A 17,630-nucleotide genomic window follows, 5' to 3' on the forward strand; every position below is an offset into this window, starting at 1 on the left:
AATGGTTGAATGTCCGGTCTTGACAGCCGCCCTACGGCGGCCTCCAATAGCTAACAACAAATGACTGTTTTTTATCCCCCAAATGGATAAAGATGTGAATAATTGTCGTTAATGGGATAAAATGAATAATTTTAGTGTCTAAACCTTCTTTTTCCAGCGTCAAACTTCATGAATGTGTCGGCGAGACCCAAGATCACAACATGGGATTATGTCACCGGTAGTGCGCGGCTTGTGCGCATGACGAACCTGGTTATTGTGGCGCTCACCCAGTACCTCACCCGCATTTTACTGATCGGGCCAAGGCATGAGTGGCGGGCTATTGTGGGCGATGTCGACCTGTTTGTTCTTTCGCTTTCGACAGTCTGCATAGCGGCAGCAGGCTATATCATCAACGATTATTTCGATATCAAGATCGACATCGTCAATAAACCGGAGCGGGTTGTGGTGGGCCGTTATCTGAAACGCCGCTGGGCAATTGGGGCGCATCAGGTATTGAATGTCCTGGGAGCCATTCTCGGGCTGGCCGTCAGCCCCTATATCTTTATTATCAATGTTTTTTCGATCACACTGCTCTGGTTTTATTCCGAGCGATACAAACGGCTGCCGTTTATCGGAAATTTTATTGTTTCATTGCTGACAGGGCTCACCCTGCTGATCCTGACGGTGCATTACCCGGCCAACCGCCATCTCGTCTTCATTTACGCCGTATTTTCTTTCTTCATTTCACTGATTCGTGAAGTTGTCAAGGATATGGAAGACATTCGCGGTGACGAGGCCCACGGTTGCCGTACATTGCCCATCATCTGGGGTATCCGGCGCACCAAAACTTTCCTTTACTCGGTCATCGTCGTATTTGTAGTCGCACTATTCGTGATGGCACGTGCGCTACATAACAATCTTCTTACTTTGCTGTTCCTGCTGCTGCTGATCCCGATTGCGCTACTGCTGCTCAGACTCTATCAGGCTGATACACGCCGGGATTTCAGACAGATCAGCAGTCTGTGCAAAATCATTATGCTCCTGGGACTGATTACCATGATCTGGACCTGATCCGCCTTATATTCAGCTGGGTCTCCGGCAGGTATAAACCGGGATGAAAAGGTTTATATTTACCACACCAAAACTAAATCTCAGTTACGATCATGAAAAAGTTAATCGTGTGGAGCCTCGTCTGCATTATCACGCTCAGTTCGAAAGTATATGCACAGGAATGTGCCGGGTTTGCCTTTAAAGAAGGGGGCGGATTTGAAATGAATAATTATGATGGTAAAGGAAAGGCAATCGGAAAACTGATTTATAAAATTGCCAAAGTCAGTAAGGAAGGCAGCAATACCGTTGTGACGATCGATATGGAGTCTTTGAACAACAAGGGCAAATCCGAGCTGAAAAACACTTATCAGATGAAATGTGACGGAAATACCCTGACACTCGACGCCGCATCCCTGATCAGCCAGGAACAACTTAAATCATTTCAGAACATGGAAATGAAGTTCACCTATGACAATATCGAATATCCATCGAAATATAATGTGGGCGACAAATGGAAAGACGCTTCAGTCAAAGGGGAAGGCAAATCGGGACCTATGCCGGTCACTTTCAATATGTTTATCCGGAACCGTACCGTGACAGGCCAGGAAAAGCTAACTATTCCCGCAGGCAGCTATGATGCATTCAAAGTCAATTCCGATATGATCATGGACATGGTCATGGGCTTTCCTGTAAAAATGGAAATGCAAACCGTCTCTTACCGCGCACCAGGAATCATCTGGGACCTGAAAACCGAAACTTATCGCAAAGGAAAACTGATGGCATACAGCGAACTGGCAAAAATCTATTGATTTTTTAAACCAGCGTATTAACATTTACCTAAAGAACGGCTTCCCACACACGGGCAAGCCGTTCTTTTTATAGCTTTGCCCAGAGAATCTCAACGATATTCCTTATCCATCAACTATTAACTACACTTACATGAAGAGAATTGCCATTTTTGCCTCCGGCTCAGGGTCTAACGCCCAGAAGATCTGCGAACATTTTTCTGACAGGGAAGACGTGGACGTTTCGCTGATTTTCACTAACAATCCCATGGCCGGAGTAATCAAAAGGGCACTTAAATTGCAGATACCTGTCGTTTTTTTTGATAGAAAGACCTTCTATCACACCGGGAAAATCCCACAGATCCTGCAAAATGAAGGCATAGACCTGGTAGTTCTGGCGGGCTTCATGATGCTTGTGCCTCCGGTGCTCGTCGACCTGTTTCCGAACAAAATGGTCAACATTCATCCGGCCCTGCTTCCCAAGTACGGCGGAAAAGGGATGTATGGCCATTTTGTACATGAAGCTGTGGTCAACGCAGGTGACACGCAATCGGGCATCACGATCCATTATGTAAATGAGCATTATGATGAGGGCGATGTGATATTTCAGGCTAGCTGCGATATAGCTCCAACCGATTCGCCCGAAGATGTAGCACGAAAAGTCCACGCACTGGAGTACGAACATTACCCCCGCGTGATTGAAGAAATCCTCGCTAACCGGTAAATATCGCCCCGCATGCTGTTTTTCCTGCTGGCTGTTGTTTTTACGGTGACGCTCTACCTGATCATGCGGGCGTACCCGCGCTATCGCGTAGACTCGTTTCAGGCCGTGGTTTTCAACTATTACGCTTGCGTCCTCACCGGGCTGGTACTGACCCCGGAACTCAGCGTGTTTGAAAAGGTCGCGTGGACATCCGAGGGAACGCTCCTGACCATGGCCCTGGGGGCGATGTTCGTAACTGCATTTATGCTGATCGGTCTTACAGCTCAAAAAGTGAGCGTTACAGCAACTTCACTGGCCGGCAACATGTCATTGGTCATTCCCGTGCTGTTCGGATTGTTTGTTTTCAGGAACAACAACAAAGACTTTACCACTCTGAACTATCTCGGTCTGACCATTGCCCTCCTCGCGCTGGCACTGGGCGCAATCCAAAGAACATCCGGATCTGCCGGGGCGGAGAAAACAAGTGCAGGCCAGCCGAATGCCTCCCAGGCGTTATGGATCCTTCCCATTCTGACATTTCTTGCTTCCGGAACAAACAATACACTGATCAACTACCTTTCATCCAGATACTATCAGCCAGATCAGATCACGGTCTTTATGATGATCGCCTGCTTCGGAGCGGTTGTAATCGGCACGTTTATACTCATTTACAGAATGATCGTACACGGTCATCGCTTACAATTCAGAAGCATTGCAGGCGGATTCCTGCTTGGCGTGCCAAACTTCCTGTCGCTCTACTTCCTGCTGCTTGCTCTTGCTGCATTCGGAAATAGTGCTGCTTATGTTTTTCCGATCTACAACATTCTAACCATGCTGGTCTCTGCGCTGGCAGCCTGGGTTACTTATAAGGAGCGTCTGAATACGCTCAATAAATGGGGACTCGTTCTTGCGGTCGTTGCCATCATCCTGATCTCTTATCAGGAGCTTAATATTTAAACACTTCCGGGTTTTCATACCCAACATTATGACTGACACTGCCATTCTGCATATAGCCGAAAGCGACAAGCCGCTTAACAAAAAGCAAAAGGAATTCAACCAGCTTTCTGAAACCATCGAGACCCTCCACCACCAGCTGGCCGAACTTCGCGACGCTTATGACGAAATGTTCCGGAGAATGCCTTCCGAGTTGGATCCGTTGGTACGGGAATATCAGGGATATCGCGCCGAAATGGTAAAATTGTGGGATCGCAACCATGAAGCCGAACATTTCCGTAAAGCCTATCAAACCAAGCTGGAATACCTCATCATCGAGGCCGCTTATGAGCTGATAAGTCATTATGGGTTCACGGATCTCAAACCCTTATTCAACAAATACAGCGCTGTCGATATCGAGATTCTGTTGGAAGAAGAAAGACTCCGGGAAACTTCGATCATCCAGGATCCCGCATTCCTGCTGGAAAGCGCAAATGAGCCAATTGCTGAGGTGTCGTTCCATGACCTATCCGAGGCCGACCAGCAGCGGATCAAAGCAGAGAGACGTGAACAAAGGGCCGAGCAACGCATTCGTGAAGCGAGCGAGGCAAGAACGACGCGATCGGTGAGAAGCGTGTATATGGAACTCGTGAAATCGTTTCATCCCGACCGGGAAAGTGACGAGGCTCAAAAACTGCACAAAACCGAAATCATGCAGCGCATCACAGAGGCCTATCAGGAAAATAATCTGCTTGGCTTGCTCAAACTTCAAATGGAACTGGAGCAAATCGACAGGAGCCAGCTCGGAACACTGGGAAAGAATCAATTGGGCTACTACAACAAAATACTCCGGGAGCAGGTAGAAGAACTGGATCAGCAAAAAACAGCGGTCCAGAAACAGATATCAGGAATATGTGGCCTACCCTATCAACACGCCAATTCGAAAGTTACTGTGATCGCCAGGTTCAATGGCAATATCAATGAGCTTAAAGTGAGTATCAAGGATATCCGTCAAATATTGAAACACTGGGCCGTCCCATCGCAGTTGAAAGCCTATCTCAAAACCTACCAGATTCCCAGACAACCCGGCGATGGCTCCGATGACTAAGGATTTAAGCGCCCAGATTTTGCGGGAAACGTATACAATACGTAGAGGTTTTTCCACGAAATTCGTCACTCTTTCAAATATAAATATATAAATATCACTACCCAGGCTTCTATACGCTAGCTGGTTACATTAAATCTGGCGATACGAGCTAATTGGCACATACTTTGCTTTCGCGAACTACAACGCACCCAAACTTATACCCTAATGAAAAATTGTATTATTTTGCTGCTCGTAGTCACGTTTTGTATCTCACGGGCACAAGCACAGGAAAATGTTTCCATCGGCCCGATCGCTGGGGTATCTATTGCAAACTTCAGAGGCGATGTATCCAATACCGATTGGAAACCCGGATTGACCGTAGGCGGCTTTTACAATTACAGTTCCAGATCAGGATTCGGATTCAGCGGCCAGTTACTTTTTACTCAGCTAGGGGCCCAAATCAAAAACAAGACTGATAAAGTAACGCTGAACTACATTCAGGCCCCATTGCTGGCCACGTTCTTTTTTGGGCGCTACGGAGATAGGTTAAGGCCGAAAATCTTCCTGGGGCCCAACCTCAACTTCCTCATTGGAGCAAGAGACAAAAACGGCAACAATATAAACGGGGACTCTAACAACCGGTTTTACAGCCCGTTCGATCTGGGCCTCACATTCGGCGGAGGACTCAATTACCGCCTGCAGAACAAAGTATGGCTGAACTTTGATGCCCGTTACGGGTTGGGGCTGATCGATGTAACCCGACTGGACAATTCCAATATCAAGAACAATAACTGGGGTATCAATGTAGGCCTGAGTTTCCCTTTGGGAACCTACGACAAGAACACCGGAAGACTACGTACGCGCTGACACACTATAACCTGAACAGAAGGGCATCCAATTTTGAGTGCCCTTCTTTTACTTTGATGTTCGGTTGATTCTTAATGCATTCCGATCATGCTTCAAAAGGATTTTCTAAGGATTGCCAAATGGGCGCTGCCAGCCACGATATTGATCTGGTTTGCGGGATGGCTTACATTGATTCCGGAAGGAGTACCCGCCCAGATTGCGGCCCTGGCTGCCGATATGCTCAAAAACAACTCCGAAACCAATCATTCTGAGCTATCGGAACCCATTATCAGACTTTCCGCCGACGCCATGCGGTTACTTGGAAAAAACGGCGTTGCATTACACCTGCCAGGATTTATAGCCATTCTGGTCGCGCTCTACAGCACATACCGGGTGGCCAGGTCATGCTTTACCGCCGAATCCGGACTGCTCGCGGTATTGATTCTCGCGACCAGCCAGGCCACCTTTTTTGTAAATAATGACATCGGTGATTCAACTTACCTGGCTGCGTGTTACATTTTCACGTTGTGGCAAATTCTGGCATTCATTGACGCAAAAAAAATAATCAACCTTGTTCTTGCCGTCGCGGGTGCTGCTTGTGTGGCAACGATCAAAAACAGCTCGCCTGATATCTCTTTCCCACGGGTTACCACGGATCCTGTACTTACATTACTGATCACTTTTACCCCCTGGACCATTTTTCTTATTCTGGCCTTGCTGGACTTTTTCAGACGACTTCTCCGGCACGGGCAAGAAGCCACACAAAAGCAGGAAGTAGCTAGCATGCTGGCATTCATCATGCCATTCATTTTCAGCTATCTCAACCCGCTCCGATCCACATTTGACATCTACATGGCATTCCCGGTGGGTGCCGTCCTCACTGCCGCGTACATTGTGCGCATTGCCGATCCTGCCTCACGCAGTCTTTCGGCATTGCTCGGATATCTCCATGCAGTTGCCGCTTATGCCTGGGTCGCATTACTATTTTGTCTGGTCTGGTTCTCCTTCCCGGCCAACAACTATTTCGGCTTGATCCACTTCATGGCCTTACTCAGCATTCTAACATGGCTGGTGTTCTTTTCCGCGTTAAGGCAGAAACTGATCATCGGGTGCGTCATTTTTGCAATCGGGTCAAATCTCGTGCTCACTACCTATTTCTATCCTAACATCGCCGAATACAGGGCAGGTGCAAAACTGGGCATTCTGGCAAGATCAAATGGGGCGAGAGAAGGGAATTTGTTCAGTTACCAGGCCGGAGCGCCTTACAGCCTACGGTTTTACGCCGGTGTCAATGTTATAGAAAACAGCGATTTCGGCCAACTTGTCGCAACCAAAGGTTGCCTGGTTTATACACACCAAAATTTTCTGGATGAATTCCGCGCCATCCGCCCCGACCTGAAGATATTGGGCAGCAGTTATGATTACCCGGGTCGAATTTGGGATATGCGGTTTCTGGACCCTGCTGAAAGAAACACGGTCATCAATTCAAAGGTTCTTATCCGGCTCTGAAAATGAGGCAGTTGGCAAACATACAACCGGACCTAAGAGAATAAGCGGTACATTTGCTGTTCTTTTACAGCTTGAATTATGACTTTTGAAGATTTTAACCTCACCAAGCCGCTCCTGAAAGCACTCTCGGAAGCGGGATATACAAGCCCCACAACAATCCAGCAAAAGGTTTTCTCGGTGATGATGTCGGGGAAAGACGTCTGCGGCATTGCGCAAACCGGGACCGGGAAGACATTCGCATACCTGCTTCCAACCCTGAGACAACTGGAATATAACAAAGATCGCCTGCCGCAACTGCTTATCCTCGTTCCTACCCGTGAACTTGTGGTACAAGTTGTTGAGGAGGTGCGGAAGCTGGCAGCCTATCTCACACTGGAAGTAGTGGGAGTATACGGAGGGGGGAATATTAAAGTGCAGATGGCAGAACTGAGAAGCGGTGCCGATGTAGTGGTCGCCACCCCCGGACGGCTGTTCGACCTCGCTATGAATGGGTCCCTGAAGACGAAATCGATCAGGAAGCTGGTAATCGACGAGGTCGATGAAATGCTGAACCTGGGTTTCAGGACACAGCTCAAAAACATATTGGATCTCTTGCCGCAAAGACGCCAGAATCTTCTTTTTTCGGCTACCATTACGCAGGAGGTGGAAGCTTTGATGAAAAACTATTTCAACGATCCGGTCCGGATTGAAGCTGCTCCTGTGGGTACTCCGCTGGAAAACATCGAGCAGCAGGCTTACAATGTTCCCAACTTCTACACAAAAGTGAACCTGCTGGACCTGCTCCTCGATCAAAACGAGGATATGAGCAAGGTACTGATCTTCGTCGCGACGAAGAAGCTCGCAGACCAGTTGTACGGACAGCTCGAACTGGGTTATCTGAACAAAATCGGGGTGATCCATTCCAATAAAGATCAGAATCACCGGTTTAATACGATCCGGCAGTTTCATGCCGGGAACTACCGCATTCTGATCGCCACCGATATTATTGCCCGGGGACTCGACGTCGCGGAAGTGTCCCATGTCTTCAATTTCGACATTCCCGAAGTGCCCGAAAATTATATTCACAGGATCGGACGCACCGGGCGGGCAGATCGGAAGGGTATTGCCATTTCCTTCATTACAGAGAGGGAAAAACCATTTCAGGAGCAGATTGAAGAACTGATGGATTTCCAGATCCCTATTCTTCCCTTGCCCGAAAGCCTGAAGATTTCAGAGATCCTGACGCCGGATGAGGAACCAAAGTTCGATATGAAGAACATTGAAATGAAGCGTCCCAAACGAGAGGATGTAGGACCCGCATTTCACGAAAAAATTGCCAAGAATAAAAAAGTGAACGTCCGCAGAGATTATGCGCAGGAGAAAATGATCAAATATGGGCGGCCTATCAAAAGATCAGGAAAAAAATAAAACTTACGCGTCGTCAATCGCAAAATGAAAATTCACAATCATTTCATTATCAAATCATTAAAAAAATAACCCTTACACTCCCAAGACGGAAAGTACAATACGCGGCTCGTTCGCTAAAAAAATTGCAACAGGATCGATCTAAAATGGTCTTCCCGTCGTATGTGCAAGCACAAGGTGTAGACTGACTAATCCAAAACCGGATTCGGTGCGGATTGGAGGATACAACTAATTATTGTGGAGGGTAAGGTAATACATAGAGAGGGGGCAAATGCCTCCCTCTCTTTTTTTGGGCCAGCCCAATAAAAAACTCCCGGAAAAATTCCGGGAGCCATGATATTGGAAGAGGTTTATGTTCTGTTAATGACTTTCCTTTTCTTTTTCAAGGTTGAACAAATCGTTCAAAACATCGATCAGCGTTTCTGCCTCACCCCGTTTACAGGCGGCTTTCAACTGAAGTACCGGCAGTTTAAGAATCTTCTGCATCATACTGGTAGTAATGCGTTCTACTTTTTCAAGTTCCGATTCGCTCAGGTTCTTGGTAAAACGGGTCAGTTCCTCTTTGCGAATCTGCTCCAGCGCTCCTTTCAGCTTCTGAATGGTAGGCGACACGATCATCTCCCTCGACCAGTCATTGAACTCGACAACCGCCTCGTTGATAATCTCTTCTACGTGCGGCACGGCGTCCATACGGCGTTGAAGCGCCTCGTCAGCCTTGGAGCGGATAGAATCAATGGTATAGAGCATTACGCCCGGCACCTCCTCCACTTCGGGAGAAACGCTGCGGGGAACTGAGAGGTCAATGAAATATTTGAAAGACATCCCACGCAGGCGAACCATCATTTCCTTCGTGAAGAAAGGTTCGTCGCGCTGGATAGATGATACGATAATATCGGCACGTGAAATTTCGGCTTCGATGTCTGCAAAATCGGCCACCCGGAAACCCAGCTCTGCACCCAGGTTTTCTGCCTTGCTGTGCGTTCTGTTTATCAGGGTTACTTCTGTATCCGTGTTCTGCGAAAGATTGCGGCACACATCCGTACCAATCTCCCCGAGGCCTACGACAAGAATTTTAGGATTCGGCATCAGGCCTTCGAGCAATTCAACTGCCGCGTAAGACACAGATGCAGCGCCGTCCCGAAAGAAGGTTTCCTGCGCAACCCTTTTATTGGCAAAAAAGATAGTGTGTAACAACCGGTGTAAAAACGGCCCGGCCATGTTCATGTCCGCCGACCATTGATAGGCATGTTTGATCTGATTGGGAATCTGCATGTCCCCTACTACCTGGGACTGAAGACCTGTCGCAACATGGAAGAGGTGTTGTACCGCCGCTTCTCCTTCCGCAAATTGTTCAAAATACTGGTGAAAAGAATCTCCGTCCGTAATTCCCTTTTCGATCAGCAGGAGCTTGATAATCTCTTCATTAAGATCGCTGGCGGAGGAATAATATATTTCGGTACGGTTGCAGGTAGAGACTGTGAGGACGTCGGCGATATCGAAAAAATCCTTAAGACGAAGCATCATGCTCTTTGCTTCCGCCTCATTCAATGCAAGCTTTTCTCTGATAGCAAGAGGAGCATTCCGATGTGATAAACTTACTGATTTGAACTGGTTATACATCACTTAGTCTAATTCGATTCACAAAAATACAGCACAAAAATCATAATAGAAACGTGGAACAATGACCGTTCAGTTATTTAGAAAGCATTTAAATAACTTGCACTTTACCAGCACAAATTAACCGGTCACAAAGCCTCAAAAACATGACTTTTGTCATATTGTAAAATGACCGTTCACGCCAACTAAAAGGGCCTCGAAGCCACTAACCTTAAATTATTTACGTTATTTGTAGACTATAACATTAACATCGTGCATAATGTGCCCGACTCGGAATGATTAGCGAAACCCCAAAGGAAAAACCACGTTTCAGACTTCATCCGGTAGCCATCCTGAATAGCCAGCGTTTACGCCGTTCTCTGATGGACACCTATGACCAGAAGAGCTTTTACAAATACATGATCGGTATCATTCTGCTGATCCTGAGTATTGGTTCCCTGTTTTATACGGACAAACTCGTGGAGGAGCTGGAAGAGCGCGAGGAGCGCGAGGTGCAATTGTATGCAGAAGGGCTGCGCTACGTGGTAAACAGTCCGTTAGATGAAAATTTCAATGTCATCTATCAGGTGATCGAAGATGCTGTGAATTTCTACCAGATCCCCGCAATCTACGTGGATGAAAATAATCTTCCAAACCCCAACAAGAATATCAAGTTCCCCGAAAAAGTCAGTCGTCAGGAACGAGAACGAATCATTCAGGAGAAGCTGGAAGAAATGAAGCTCGAACATCCGCCCATTCCCGTTGAACTTGGAAAAGGGCGCACAGGACGCATTTATTACAGCAACTCTTTCTTGCTAACCCAGCTTCGTTACTACCCTTTCTTGCAATTATCGGTGATGCTCCTGATCGGCTACCTGGCCTATCTGGCATTCAGCTCTGCACGCAAAGCCGAGCAGAACCGCGTTTGGGTAGGACTGGCAAAAGAAACAGCACACCAACTGGGCACACCACTTTCGTCCCTGATGGCATGGGTTGAGTATTTCCGAAGCGATCCCGCGTTCGACCCATCTATTGCCGAAGAAATAGAGAAGGATGTCATCAGGCTGGAAATGATTACCACCAGGTTCTCAAATATCGGTTCCGTCCCTACACTGAAAGAGGAACCGATTGCCGCCATCGTAACGCATTTTGTGAACTACCTCGAAAAACGCGTATCGTCCAAAGTGAAGTTTACGATACACAACCAACTGGCAGAGGAACAGACCGCGCTTTTAAATAAGAACCTGTTTGAATGGGTCATCGAGAATATCTGCAAAAATGCTGTGGACGCCATGAGTGGCATAGGAGAAATTCACGTCACCCTTCAGGCGCCGCCCCGGGCTAAGGAAATCTGGATCGACATTGCTGACACAGGTAAGGGTATGAGCAAAGCTCAGATCAGCAAAATATTCAATCCGGGGTTCAGTACCAAAAAGCGGGGTTGGGGATTGGGATTAACGCTCGCTAAAAGAATAATTGAAAATTACCACGCCGGGAAGCTTTTCGTAAAAAGCTCTGAAGTGACAAAAGGGACAACATTCAGAATCATCCTCAATGCGAATATCATTGAATAGATAATTTTAAGAAGGCTAGCGGTAGCCGGGCAGTGAAATGAAGTCCGTCTCGATCTGGTTACTATAATGTAATGCACGATCGCGAATACGCACCTTGAATTTCTGTTCGATCATCACCATTGAATTACCATGGCGACGATCAAAATTAAGGTCTAATTTACCTTTGATAGCACCCGTCCCCTTGTCGGTCTTCATAATGGGAAACCATTTTGGTTTATCTCCGGTAAAAGCGATTTCGGTCAAGTCCCCGTTCAGCTCCTTGATCACGGTCACCAGTTCGTAGTTGCCCCAGTCCTCGTATCGTGAAGTAAATGCAGGATCGTTGTATTCTTCCACCGCAGCGCCCAGGTCACCCTCCTTATCTTCAAATGAAACGGTAACAGTCACTCTGTCACTTTTTTTCCCGGAAACGGGATCTGTCTGCTCAGTTTTTGAAATTCCTACATACTCGATCTTCGGGATTGAATCAAAATCTGGTGTAGGCTGACATCCTATAAACGCAATCGCTAAGGAAAGGGCGGTCATGTAAACGAACTTCATGGCATAGCTAAGGATTAGAGTGGAACTGCGCAGCTGCGACGACGATGTCAACGATAGCCTGGTACCTGGATGCTATCAGTTTGGATCTGGTTACTCACCCGCAATGCACGGTCACGGATACGAACTTTGAATCTGACCCAAATAGGTACGGTACTGTTTCCGTACAAGAAGCTGGTGTTAAGATCGAGCTTACCTTTGATCGGCCCTGGTTTGCCATCCGGTTTCAGAATCGGCATCCATTTGAACTGATCTTCCGCCAGAATGGATTCCGTCCATTTCCCATTGGCTTCCCGGCGCGCCGTCACCAGTTCATAATTCCCCCAGTTCCCGTATGGGCGCAGGAAGCTGGAATCCGAACGTTCCTGTGCCGAAGCTCCCAGATCGCCGTCGCCGTCCTCAAAATCAACGGTAATGACCACATTCTCCCGCACCTTTTTACCGGTGGAATCGTTGACCTCGGTTGACTGAGAAACCCCGTTATAATCGATTCGCGGCGTGTCACTGAAATCGGGAATATCCACACATCCCGCCGCAGCAACGGCCAACATCATGAACAGGGAAACTTTCACCTTCATATTACTTCTATTTTTAACTTTGCTTTTTTACTACCTACGAAAGTAACAGGATTGGAACTTCAAAACAACAAAACAATTGCTGAAATACGGGGTGCTCTCAGAGAGCAGATCGTAACTGTCGAACCGGCCGATTTCGAAGCGCTTGCACTGCGCATTTTTCGTTATCAGGCGCAGTATAACGACGTGTACCGATCTTACATTCAACACCTCGGCATCGTCCCGGCAAACATCTCCGCATTAACCGAAGTCCCCTTTCTACCTATCCAATTCTTCAAAAGTCATCGGATAGCCACTGGTCATTCAACAGACGCACCTGTTATTTTTCAAAGCAGCGGAACTACCGGGCAGACAACCAGCAGCCACCATCTTTACGATGAGCCGCTTTACAAAGCAGTTTCCTATCGTATTTTTCAACAAAGCTATGGTGATCTGAACCGTTTCCATATTCTGGCTCTGCTACCGTCATACCTTGAACGAAACAACTCTTCGCTCGTGTATATGATGCAACATTTTATTGAGGAGAGCGGCTCCGAGTTTTCGGGGTTCTATCTGAACGACACAGATGAGATGCTGCATAACCTCAGATATATTATCAATAAGCCTGATGGCAAAGGTATACTGCTGTTGGGTGTCACGTTCGCATTGCTTGACCTTGCCGAAGGCAGGCATGATATGTCTTTTCTGCACGATGTTGAGCATTTGACCATCATGGACACTGGTGGTATGAAAGGCCGCCGGAAGGAGCTTCTCCGCGAGGAAGTGCACGATATTCTTACCAACAGTCTCGGAGTACCCGTTGTCCATTCTGAATATGGGATGACTGAGCTGTTATCTCAGGGCTACTCACATGGTTCCGGGCTGTTCACCCCGGGTTACTCCATGCGCATTCTGCTCAGGGACATTAACGATCCCTTCACCCTCAGTGAATACCACGCCGGTTCATCGAAAACCGGCGGTATCAATGTAGTCGATCTGGCAAACCTGGACACCTGCTCATTCATTGAAACCCAGGACCTGGGGCGATTTGGAGAGAAGCCGGGGACATTCTACGTAATGGGGCGCTTTGATAATTCGGATATCCGTGGCTGCAATTTAATGGTTCTGTAAAGCGTTGGCTAACGGATAATCGGTTCTCTCTACGGATCAGCCGGTGACATTTAATGAAAATTTAATCCCTCCGACCATACTCTGACATAGCCGAATACAGTTTTTGAGCCTATATAGAATCATTCTAACAATTCAAAAACTGAGAATATTTCATAAATTAGCAGGCTATTCAAAATTGCACTAATCAAATGTATTATTACACTTTGGATTGTTAACCTATATTAAGTATATCAGATGAAAAGACGTGATGCCCTTGGTCGTGTGGCACTGTTAATGGGTGGCACACTCTCTGCGCCCACCATGCTGGCTTTTCTGGAAGGCTGTAAGTCGTCAACAGAAAGCTCCTCAGCAATGACTTTCCCGTTCCCGGCTGACCGTAAGGCACTGGTTTCGGAAGTAGCAGAGATCATTATTCCTAAAACCGATACTCCCGGGGCCAAGGATGCAAAAGTAGGCGAGTTCATTGAAATGATGCTGAAAGATTGCTACGCAGCCAAGGATCAGGAAAGCTTCAATAAAGGCTTATCGGAACTCGAGAAAAAGGACTTTCTCAAAGCGAAGCCAGAAGAACAAACCGCCATCCTGAAAGAGATGGAAACAGCAGCCAAAGACGAGCTTGCCAAAGCGGGGGAAGAAAAGAAAAAATATACGGAAGCAGGCAAGGAATACACAGATGCTGGTGTCCCATTCTTCCGGTTGATGAAAGAATTGACATTGCTGGGCTACTTCACTTCCGAACCGGGTGCTACCCAGTCTTTGGAATACGTGGCCGTTCCGGGCCGGTATGATGGCTGCATTGATCTTAAACCAGGCCAGAAAGCCTGGGCAATGTAATCCGGGAGATCTATAATCGGCCAACAGCGGCCCTATTCAAAAATATTGACGAATATTCATCATGAATCTGAACTTAAAAGCAACAAAACAGGCCACTTATGATGCCATAGTGGTCGGTTCGGGAATCAGCGGCGGATGGGCTGCAAAGGAATTGACGGAAAAAGGATTGAAAGTCCTGATGCTGGAAAGAGGAAGAGACATCAAGCATATTGTTGACTATAAAACAGCGACACTAGCCCCCTGGGAACTTGAACACCGCGGGCGTGTAACCACCCAGGCCAAGGAAGAATACTGGGCCGGCATGCGCACTGGCTACACCGCCAATGAGGAACACCGTTACCTTTTCGAAAACGACAATGAAAACCCCTACGACGAAACCCGTAAGTTCGACTGGATCCGCGCTTACCACGTCGGTGGCCGCTCCCTGCTCTGGGGCCGGCAGAGTTACCGCCTGAATGCGCTCGACTTCGAAGCCAATGCAAAAGATGGTGTGGGCGTCGACTGGCCAATCCGGTACGCTGAAATTGCCCCATGGTACGACTATGTGGAGAAATTTGCCGGGATCAGCGGTGCCAAAGACGGCCTGGACGTCCTGCCCGATGGGAACTACCTGCCCCCGATGCAAATGAACTGCGTTGAAAAACATGTGAAGGGGGAAGTTGAAAAGAAATTCGCCGGCCGCCATGTCATCATGGGCCGCGCAGCGCACCTCACGCAACCACAACCATTTCATACCGAATTGGGGCGTGCCGCATGCCAGTTTCGTAACATGTGTATGCGCGGATGTCCATACGGAGGCTATTTCAGCACCCAGGCTGCCACTCTACCTGCTGCACAAAGAACCGGCAACCTGACGCTCTTACCGGATACAATCGTATCGGAAGTAATCTTTGACGATAAACTCAACAAAGCAACCGGTGTTAGGGTAATTAACCAGAACACGCTGGAAACAAAGGAATATTTTGCCAAGATTATTTTCCTGAACGCTTCTGCCATCGCTTCGTCGTCTATCCTGATGAATTCTAAGTCGAAACGTTTCCCGAACGGCCTTGGAAATGACAGCGATCAGCTCGGACGCAATATCATGGACCACCATCTGGCAGTGGGTGCAAGGGGCGACATGGAAGGTTTTGAGGATAAATACTATTTCGGACGTCGCGCCAATGGTATATATGTACCGCGCTATCGCAACTGGGGCACCGACAAACGCGATTATATCCGCGGATTCGGCTACCAGGGAGGGGCAAGTCGCGAGAGCTGGGGCCGCGGGGTCGGAACAGATGGCTTCGGAGCAGATTTCAAAAAATCGATATCTCAGCCAGGCGGCTGGAGTATGAACCTGGGCGGTTTCGGAGAGATGATCCCGGACGAAAAAAACAGGTTTACGCTGCACCCCACCAAAAAAGACAAATGGGGTCTTCCAATCGTCGTTTTTGACGCTGCTTACGGCGATAATGAGAAAAAAATGCGTCAGGACATGATGAACGACGCTGCGGAAATGCTTGAAGCAGCCGGTCTGAAAAATGTCACTCCATACAACGACGAATCCAAGCACCCCGGCATCGGTATCCACGAAATGGGCACCGCCCGGATGGGTAACGACGCTAAGACTTCGGTGTTGAACAAACACAACCAGGTTTGGGGCGCGGAAAACGTTTACGTGACGGATGGATCGTTCATGACGTCGGCGTCATGCGTCAACCCGTCATTGACCTACATGGCCATGACCGCGCGTGCAGCGGACCATGCTGTGAAAGAACTCAAAAAGATGAACGTATAATCTTATCCCGATTCTTTGCTAAAACCCCGCATGGTAGAACCTGCGGGGTTTTTTCTTTGGCGTATGTAACCCTTTTGGATGTATTTGCCGTACTAACAAAAACCACTGACCTTAACCCAAGAATTTTGAAAGACTCTCCTACTCTGGTTCCTCAGCGTGTGTCATCCGTTGACGCCTACCGCGGATTTGTGATGTTCCTTATGATGGCCGAAGTTTTACGATTCGGCAAAGTGTCCGAAGCGTTCCCAGACAGCCCATTCTGGGCTTTTATGGATTTTCATCAAAGCCATGTTCCCTGGGTAGGGTGCTCACTCCATGACCTTATTCAGCCATCATTTTCGTTTTTGGTCGGAGTTGCCTTACCCTACTCAATGGCCAGCAGGGCCAGCAAAAATCAAACCACATCGGTCATGTGGATGCATACCTTTCGCCGTTCCCTGATTCTCGTCCTGCTCGGGATATTTCTACGCTCCATGCATTCTTCCCAAACCAATTTTACTTTTGAAGATACATTGACCCAGATAGGGCTCGGTTATCCCATTCTGTTTGGATTAGGTTTTGCTTCCGAAAGAGTGCGATGGATTGCACTGAGCGTCATTCTTGTCGGTTATGCGGCTGCTTTCGCGATGTACCCGCTTCCAGGGCCGGGATTCGACTGGTCCGCAACCGGCACCACTGCTGACTGGGAACACAATCTGAAAGGGTTCGCCGCGCATTGGAATAAAAACACCAACATGGCATGGGCTTTCGACCGTTGGTTTATGAACCTCTTCCCCCGCGAGAAACCATTTCTTTTCAACGGAGGCGGATACAGCACATTGAGTTTCATTCCTACCCTGGGAACCATGATACTGGGATTAATCGCCGGTCAATGGCTTAAATCCGCTTCTGCTTCGGGTTGGCTCCTCAAACGGTTCGCGATCACAGCCGCGACACTGTTCGTGCTGGCGCTTATATTAAATATTTCCGGCCTCAACCCGATCGTAAAACGCATTTGGACACCCTCGTGGGCACTTTTTAGCGGCGGTTGGTGCTTTGTACTGCTGAGTCTGTTCTACTTTCTGGCTGATGTAAAAAATGGCAGGTCCTGGTTTTTCCCGTTGATTGTGATCGGCACCAATTCCATTGCTGCTTATGTTATCGCCGATGGATTTGGCAGTTTCATACGGGAATCATTCCAAATCCATCTGGGCCAAAATTATAACACTATTTTCGGAGAGGGGTACAGTTCACTCGTAAGCGGCACCCTGATCTTACTGATCGAATGGCTCATCCTGCATTGGATGTACAAAAAGAAGATTTTTATCAAGATCTGATCTGCTGTTCTA

The 17,630-nt window shown here is 47.8% G+C and carries 16 protein-coding genes; 13 read left to right on the forward strand and 3 right to left on the reverse strand.

The genetic code is table 11. The annotated features are described in order from the left end of the window. The first annotated feature begins 168 nt into the window (after positions 1–168). The 8 genes from BP71_RS15810 (at position 169) to BP71_RS15845 (ending at position 8,299) form a co-directional block, all read left to right on the forward strand. A complete protein-coding gene (locus tag BP71_RS15810) occupies positions 169–1,050 on the forward strand; it encodes a geranylgeranylglycerol-phosphate geranylgeranyltransferase (RefSeq protein ID WP_496380837.1) in 882 nt (293 codons plus the stop codon). A gap of 92 nt (positions 1,051–1,142) precedes the next feature. Then, positions 1,143–1,838, forward strand: coding sequence for a TapB family protein (locus BP71_RS15815; protein ID WP_496380839.1), 696 nt, complete (start codon positions 1,143–1,145; stop codon positions 1,836–1,838). 130 nt (positions 1,839–1,968) lie between these two features. Then, entirely contained in the window at positions 1,969–2,538 is a 570-nt protein-coding gene (purN, locus tag BP71_RS15820) for a phosphoribosylglycinamide formyltransferase (RefSeq protein WP_496380841.1), read from the forward strand. Positions 2,539–2,550: 12 nt separating this feature from the next. Then, positions 2,551–3,474, forward strand: a complete 924-nt coding sequence (locus BP71_RS15825; protein ID WP_496380843.1) for a hypothetical protein — start codon at positions 2,551–2,553, stop codon at positions 3,472–3,474. A 28-nt stretch (positions 3,475–3,502) separates the two neighbouring features. After that, the gene (locus BP71_RS15830) at positions 3,503–4,558 is read left to right on the forward strand and encodes a hypothetical protein (RefSeq protein WP_496380845.1); all 1,056 of its coding nucleotides are present in this window, start codon (positions 3,503–3,505) and stop codon (positions 4,556–4,558) included. Positions 4,559–4,762: 204 nt separating this feature from the next. Next, complete coding sequence (locus BP71_RS15835) at positions 4,763–5,404, forward strand: porin family protein (protein WP_496380847.1); 642 nt, start codon at positions 4,763–4,765, stop codon at positions 5,402–5,404. Between the two features lie 87 nt (positions 5,405–5,491). After that, the gene (locus tag BP71_RS15840; RefSeq protein WP_496380849.1) at positions 5,492–6,892 is read left to right on the forward strand and encodes a glycosyltransferase family 39 protein; all 1,401 of its coding nucleotides are present in this window, start codon (positions 5,492–5,494) and stop codon (positions 6,890–6,892) included. 78 nt (positions 6,893–6,970) lie between these two features. Further along, positions 6,971–8,299: a DEAD/DEAH box helicase gene (locus BP71_RS15845; RefSeq protein WP_496380850.1), complete on the forward strand. Its 1,329-nt coding sequence runs from the start codon at positions 6,971–6,973 to the stop codon at positions 8,297–8,299. A 357-nt stretch (positions 8,300–8,656) separates the two neighbouring features. On the opposite strand, the gene hemA is transcribed toward BP71_RS15845, so the two are convergent. After that, the gene (gene hemA, locus BP71_RS15850) at positions 8,657–9,916 is read right to left on the reverse strand and encodes a glutamyl-tRNA reductase (protein ID WP_496380852.1); all 1,260 of its coding nucleotides are present in this window, start codon (positions 9,914–9,916) and stop codon (positions 8,657–8,659) included. 272 nt (positions 9,917–10,188) lie between these two features. Between hemA and BP71_RS15855 the strand changes: the two genes are divergently transcribed. Then, positions 10,189–11,466, forward strand: a complete 1,278-nt coding sequence (locus BP71_RS15855; RefSeq protein ID WP_496380854.1) for a sensor histidine kinase — start codon at positions 10,189–10,191, stop codon at positions 11,464–11,466. A 15-nt stretch (positions 11,467–11,481) separates the two neighbouring features. On the opposite strand, the gene BP71_RS15860 is transcribed toward BP71_RS15855, so the two are convergent. Both BP71_RS15860 and BP71_RS15865 read right to left on the reverse strand, forming a co-directional pair. Beyond that, on the reverse strand, positions 11,482–12,006 hold the full coding sequence (locus BP71_RS15860; protein ID WP_496380856.1) for a hypothetical protein: 525 nt from the start codon (positions 12,004–12,006) through the stop codon (positions 11,482–11,484). 47 nt (positions 12,007–12,053) lie between these two features. Beyond that, positions 12,054–12,581, reverse strand: coding sequence for a hypothetical protein (locus tag BP71_RS15865; RefSeq protein WP_496380858.1), 528 nt, complete (start codon positions 12,579–12,581; stop codon positions 12,054–12,056). Positions 12,582–12,632: 51 nt separating this feature from the next. Between BP71_RS15865 and BP71_RS15870 the strand changes: the two genes are divergently transcribed. From BP71_RS15870 to BP71_RS15885, 4 genes are all read left to right on the forward strand, one after another. After that, positions 12,633–13,688, forward strand: coding sequence for a LuxE/PaaK family acyltransferase (locus tag BP71_RS15870; RefSeq protein ID WP_496380860.1), 1,056 nt, complete (start codon positions 12,633–12,635; stop codon positions 13,686–13,688). A 234-nt stretch (positions 13,689–13,922) separates the two neighbouring features. Further along, entirely contained in the window at positions 13,923–14,522 is a 600-nt protein-coding gene (locus BP71_RS15875) for a gluconate 2-dehydrogenase subunit 3 family protein (protein WP_496380862.1), read from the forward strand. Between the two features lie 61 nt (positions 14,523–14,583). Then, positions 14,584–16,302 (forward strand): GMC oxidoreductase, encoded by a 1,719-nt coding sequence (locus BP71_RS15880; RefSeq protein ID WP_496380864.1) that lies wholly within the window; start codon positions 14,584–14,586, stop codon positions 16,300–16,302. 125 nt (positions 16,303–16,427) lie between these two features. After that, positions 16,428–17,618, forward strand: coding sequence for an acyltransferase family protein (locus tag BP71_RS15885; RefSeq protein ID WP_496380866.1), 1,191 nt, complete (start codon positions 16,428–16,430; stop codon positions 17,616–17,618). Positions 17,619–17,630 lie beyond the last annotated feature (12 nt).

Source organism: Dyadobacter ginsengisoli DSM 21015 (assembly GCF_059568735.1).

Excerpts from the sequence above, each read along its gene's own strand:
- BP71_RS15835 (WP_496380847.1), top strand. The coding sequence starts at position 4,763 with ATGAAAAATTGTATTATTTTGCTGCTCGTAGTCACGTTTTGTATCTCA.
- BP71_RS15880 (WP_496380864.1), top strand. The coding sequence starts at position 14,584 with ATGAATCTGAACTTAAAAGCAACAAAACAGGCCACTTATGATGCCATA.
- hemA (WP_496380852.1), bottom strand. The coding sequence starts at position 9,916 with ATGTATAACCAGTTCAAATCAGTAAGTTTATCACATCGGAATGCTCCT.
- BP71_RS15825 (WP_496380843.1), top strand. The coding sequence starts at position 2,551 with ATGCTGTTTTTCCTGCTGGCTGTTGTTTTTACGGTGACGCTCTACCTG.
- BP71_RS15845 (WP_496380850.1), top strand. The coding sequence starts at position 6,971 with ATGACTTTTGAAGATTTTAACCTCACCAAGCCGCTCCTGAAAGCACTC.
- BP71_RS15810 (WP_496380837.1), top strand. The coding sequence starts at position 169 with ATGAATGTGTCGGCGAGACCCAAGATCACAACATGGGATTATGTCACC.
- BP71_RS15875 (WP_496380862.1), top strand. The coding sequence starts at position 13,923 with ATGAAAAGACGTGATGCCCTTGGTCGTGTGGCACTGTTAATGGGTGGC.
- purN (WP_496380841.1), top strand. The coding sequence starts at position 1,969 with ATGAAGAGAATTGCCATTTTTGCCTCCGGCTCAGGGTCTAACGCCCAG.
- BP71_RS15865 (WP_496380858.1), bottom strand. The coding sequence starts at position 12,581 with ATGAAGGTGAAAGTTTCCCTGTTCATGATGTTGGCCGTTGCTGCGGCG.
- BP71_RS15840 (WP_496380849.1), top strand. The coding sequence starts at position 5,492 with ATGCTTCAAAAGGATTTTCTAAGGATTGCCAAATGGGCGCTGCCAGCC.
- BP71_RS15830 (WP_496380845.1), top strand. The coding sequence starts at position 3,503 with ATGACTGACACTGCCATTCTGCATATAGCCGAAAGCGACAAGCCGCTT.
- BP71_RS15860 (WP_496380856.1), bottom strand. The coding sequence starts at position 12,006 with ATGAAGTTCGTTTACATGACCGCCCTTTCCTTAGCGATTGCGTTTATA.
- BP71_RS15815 (WP_496380839.1), top strand. The coding sequence starts at position 1,143 with ATGAAAAAGTTAATCGTGTGGAGCCTCGTCTGCATTATCACGCTCAGT.
- BP71_RS15855 (WP_496380854.1), top strand. The coding sequence starts at position 10,189 with ATGATTAGCGAAACCCCAAAGGAAAAACCACGTTTCAGACTTCATCCG.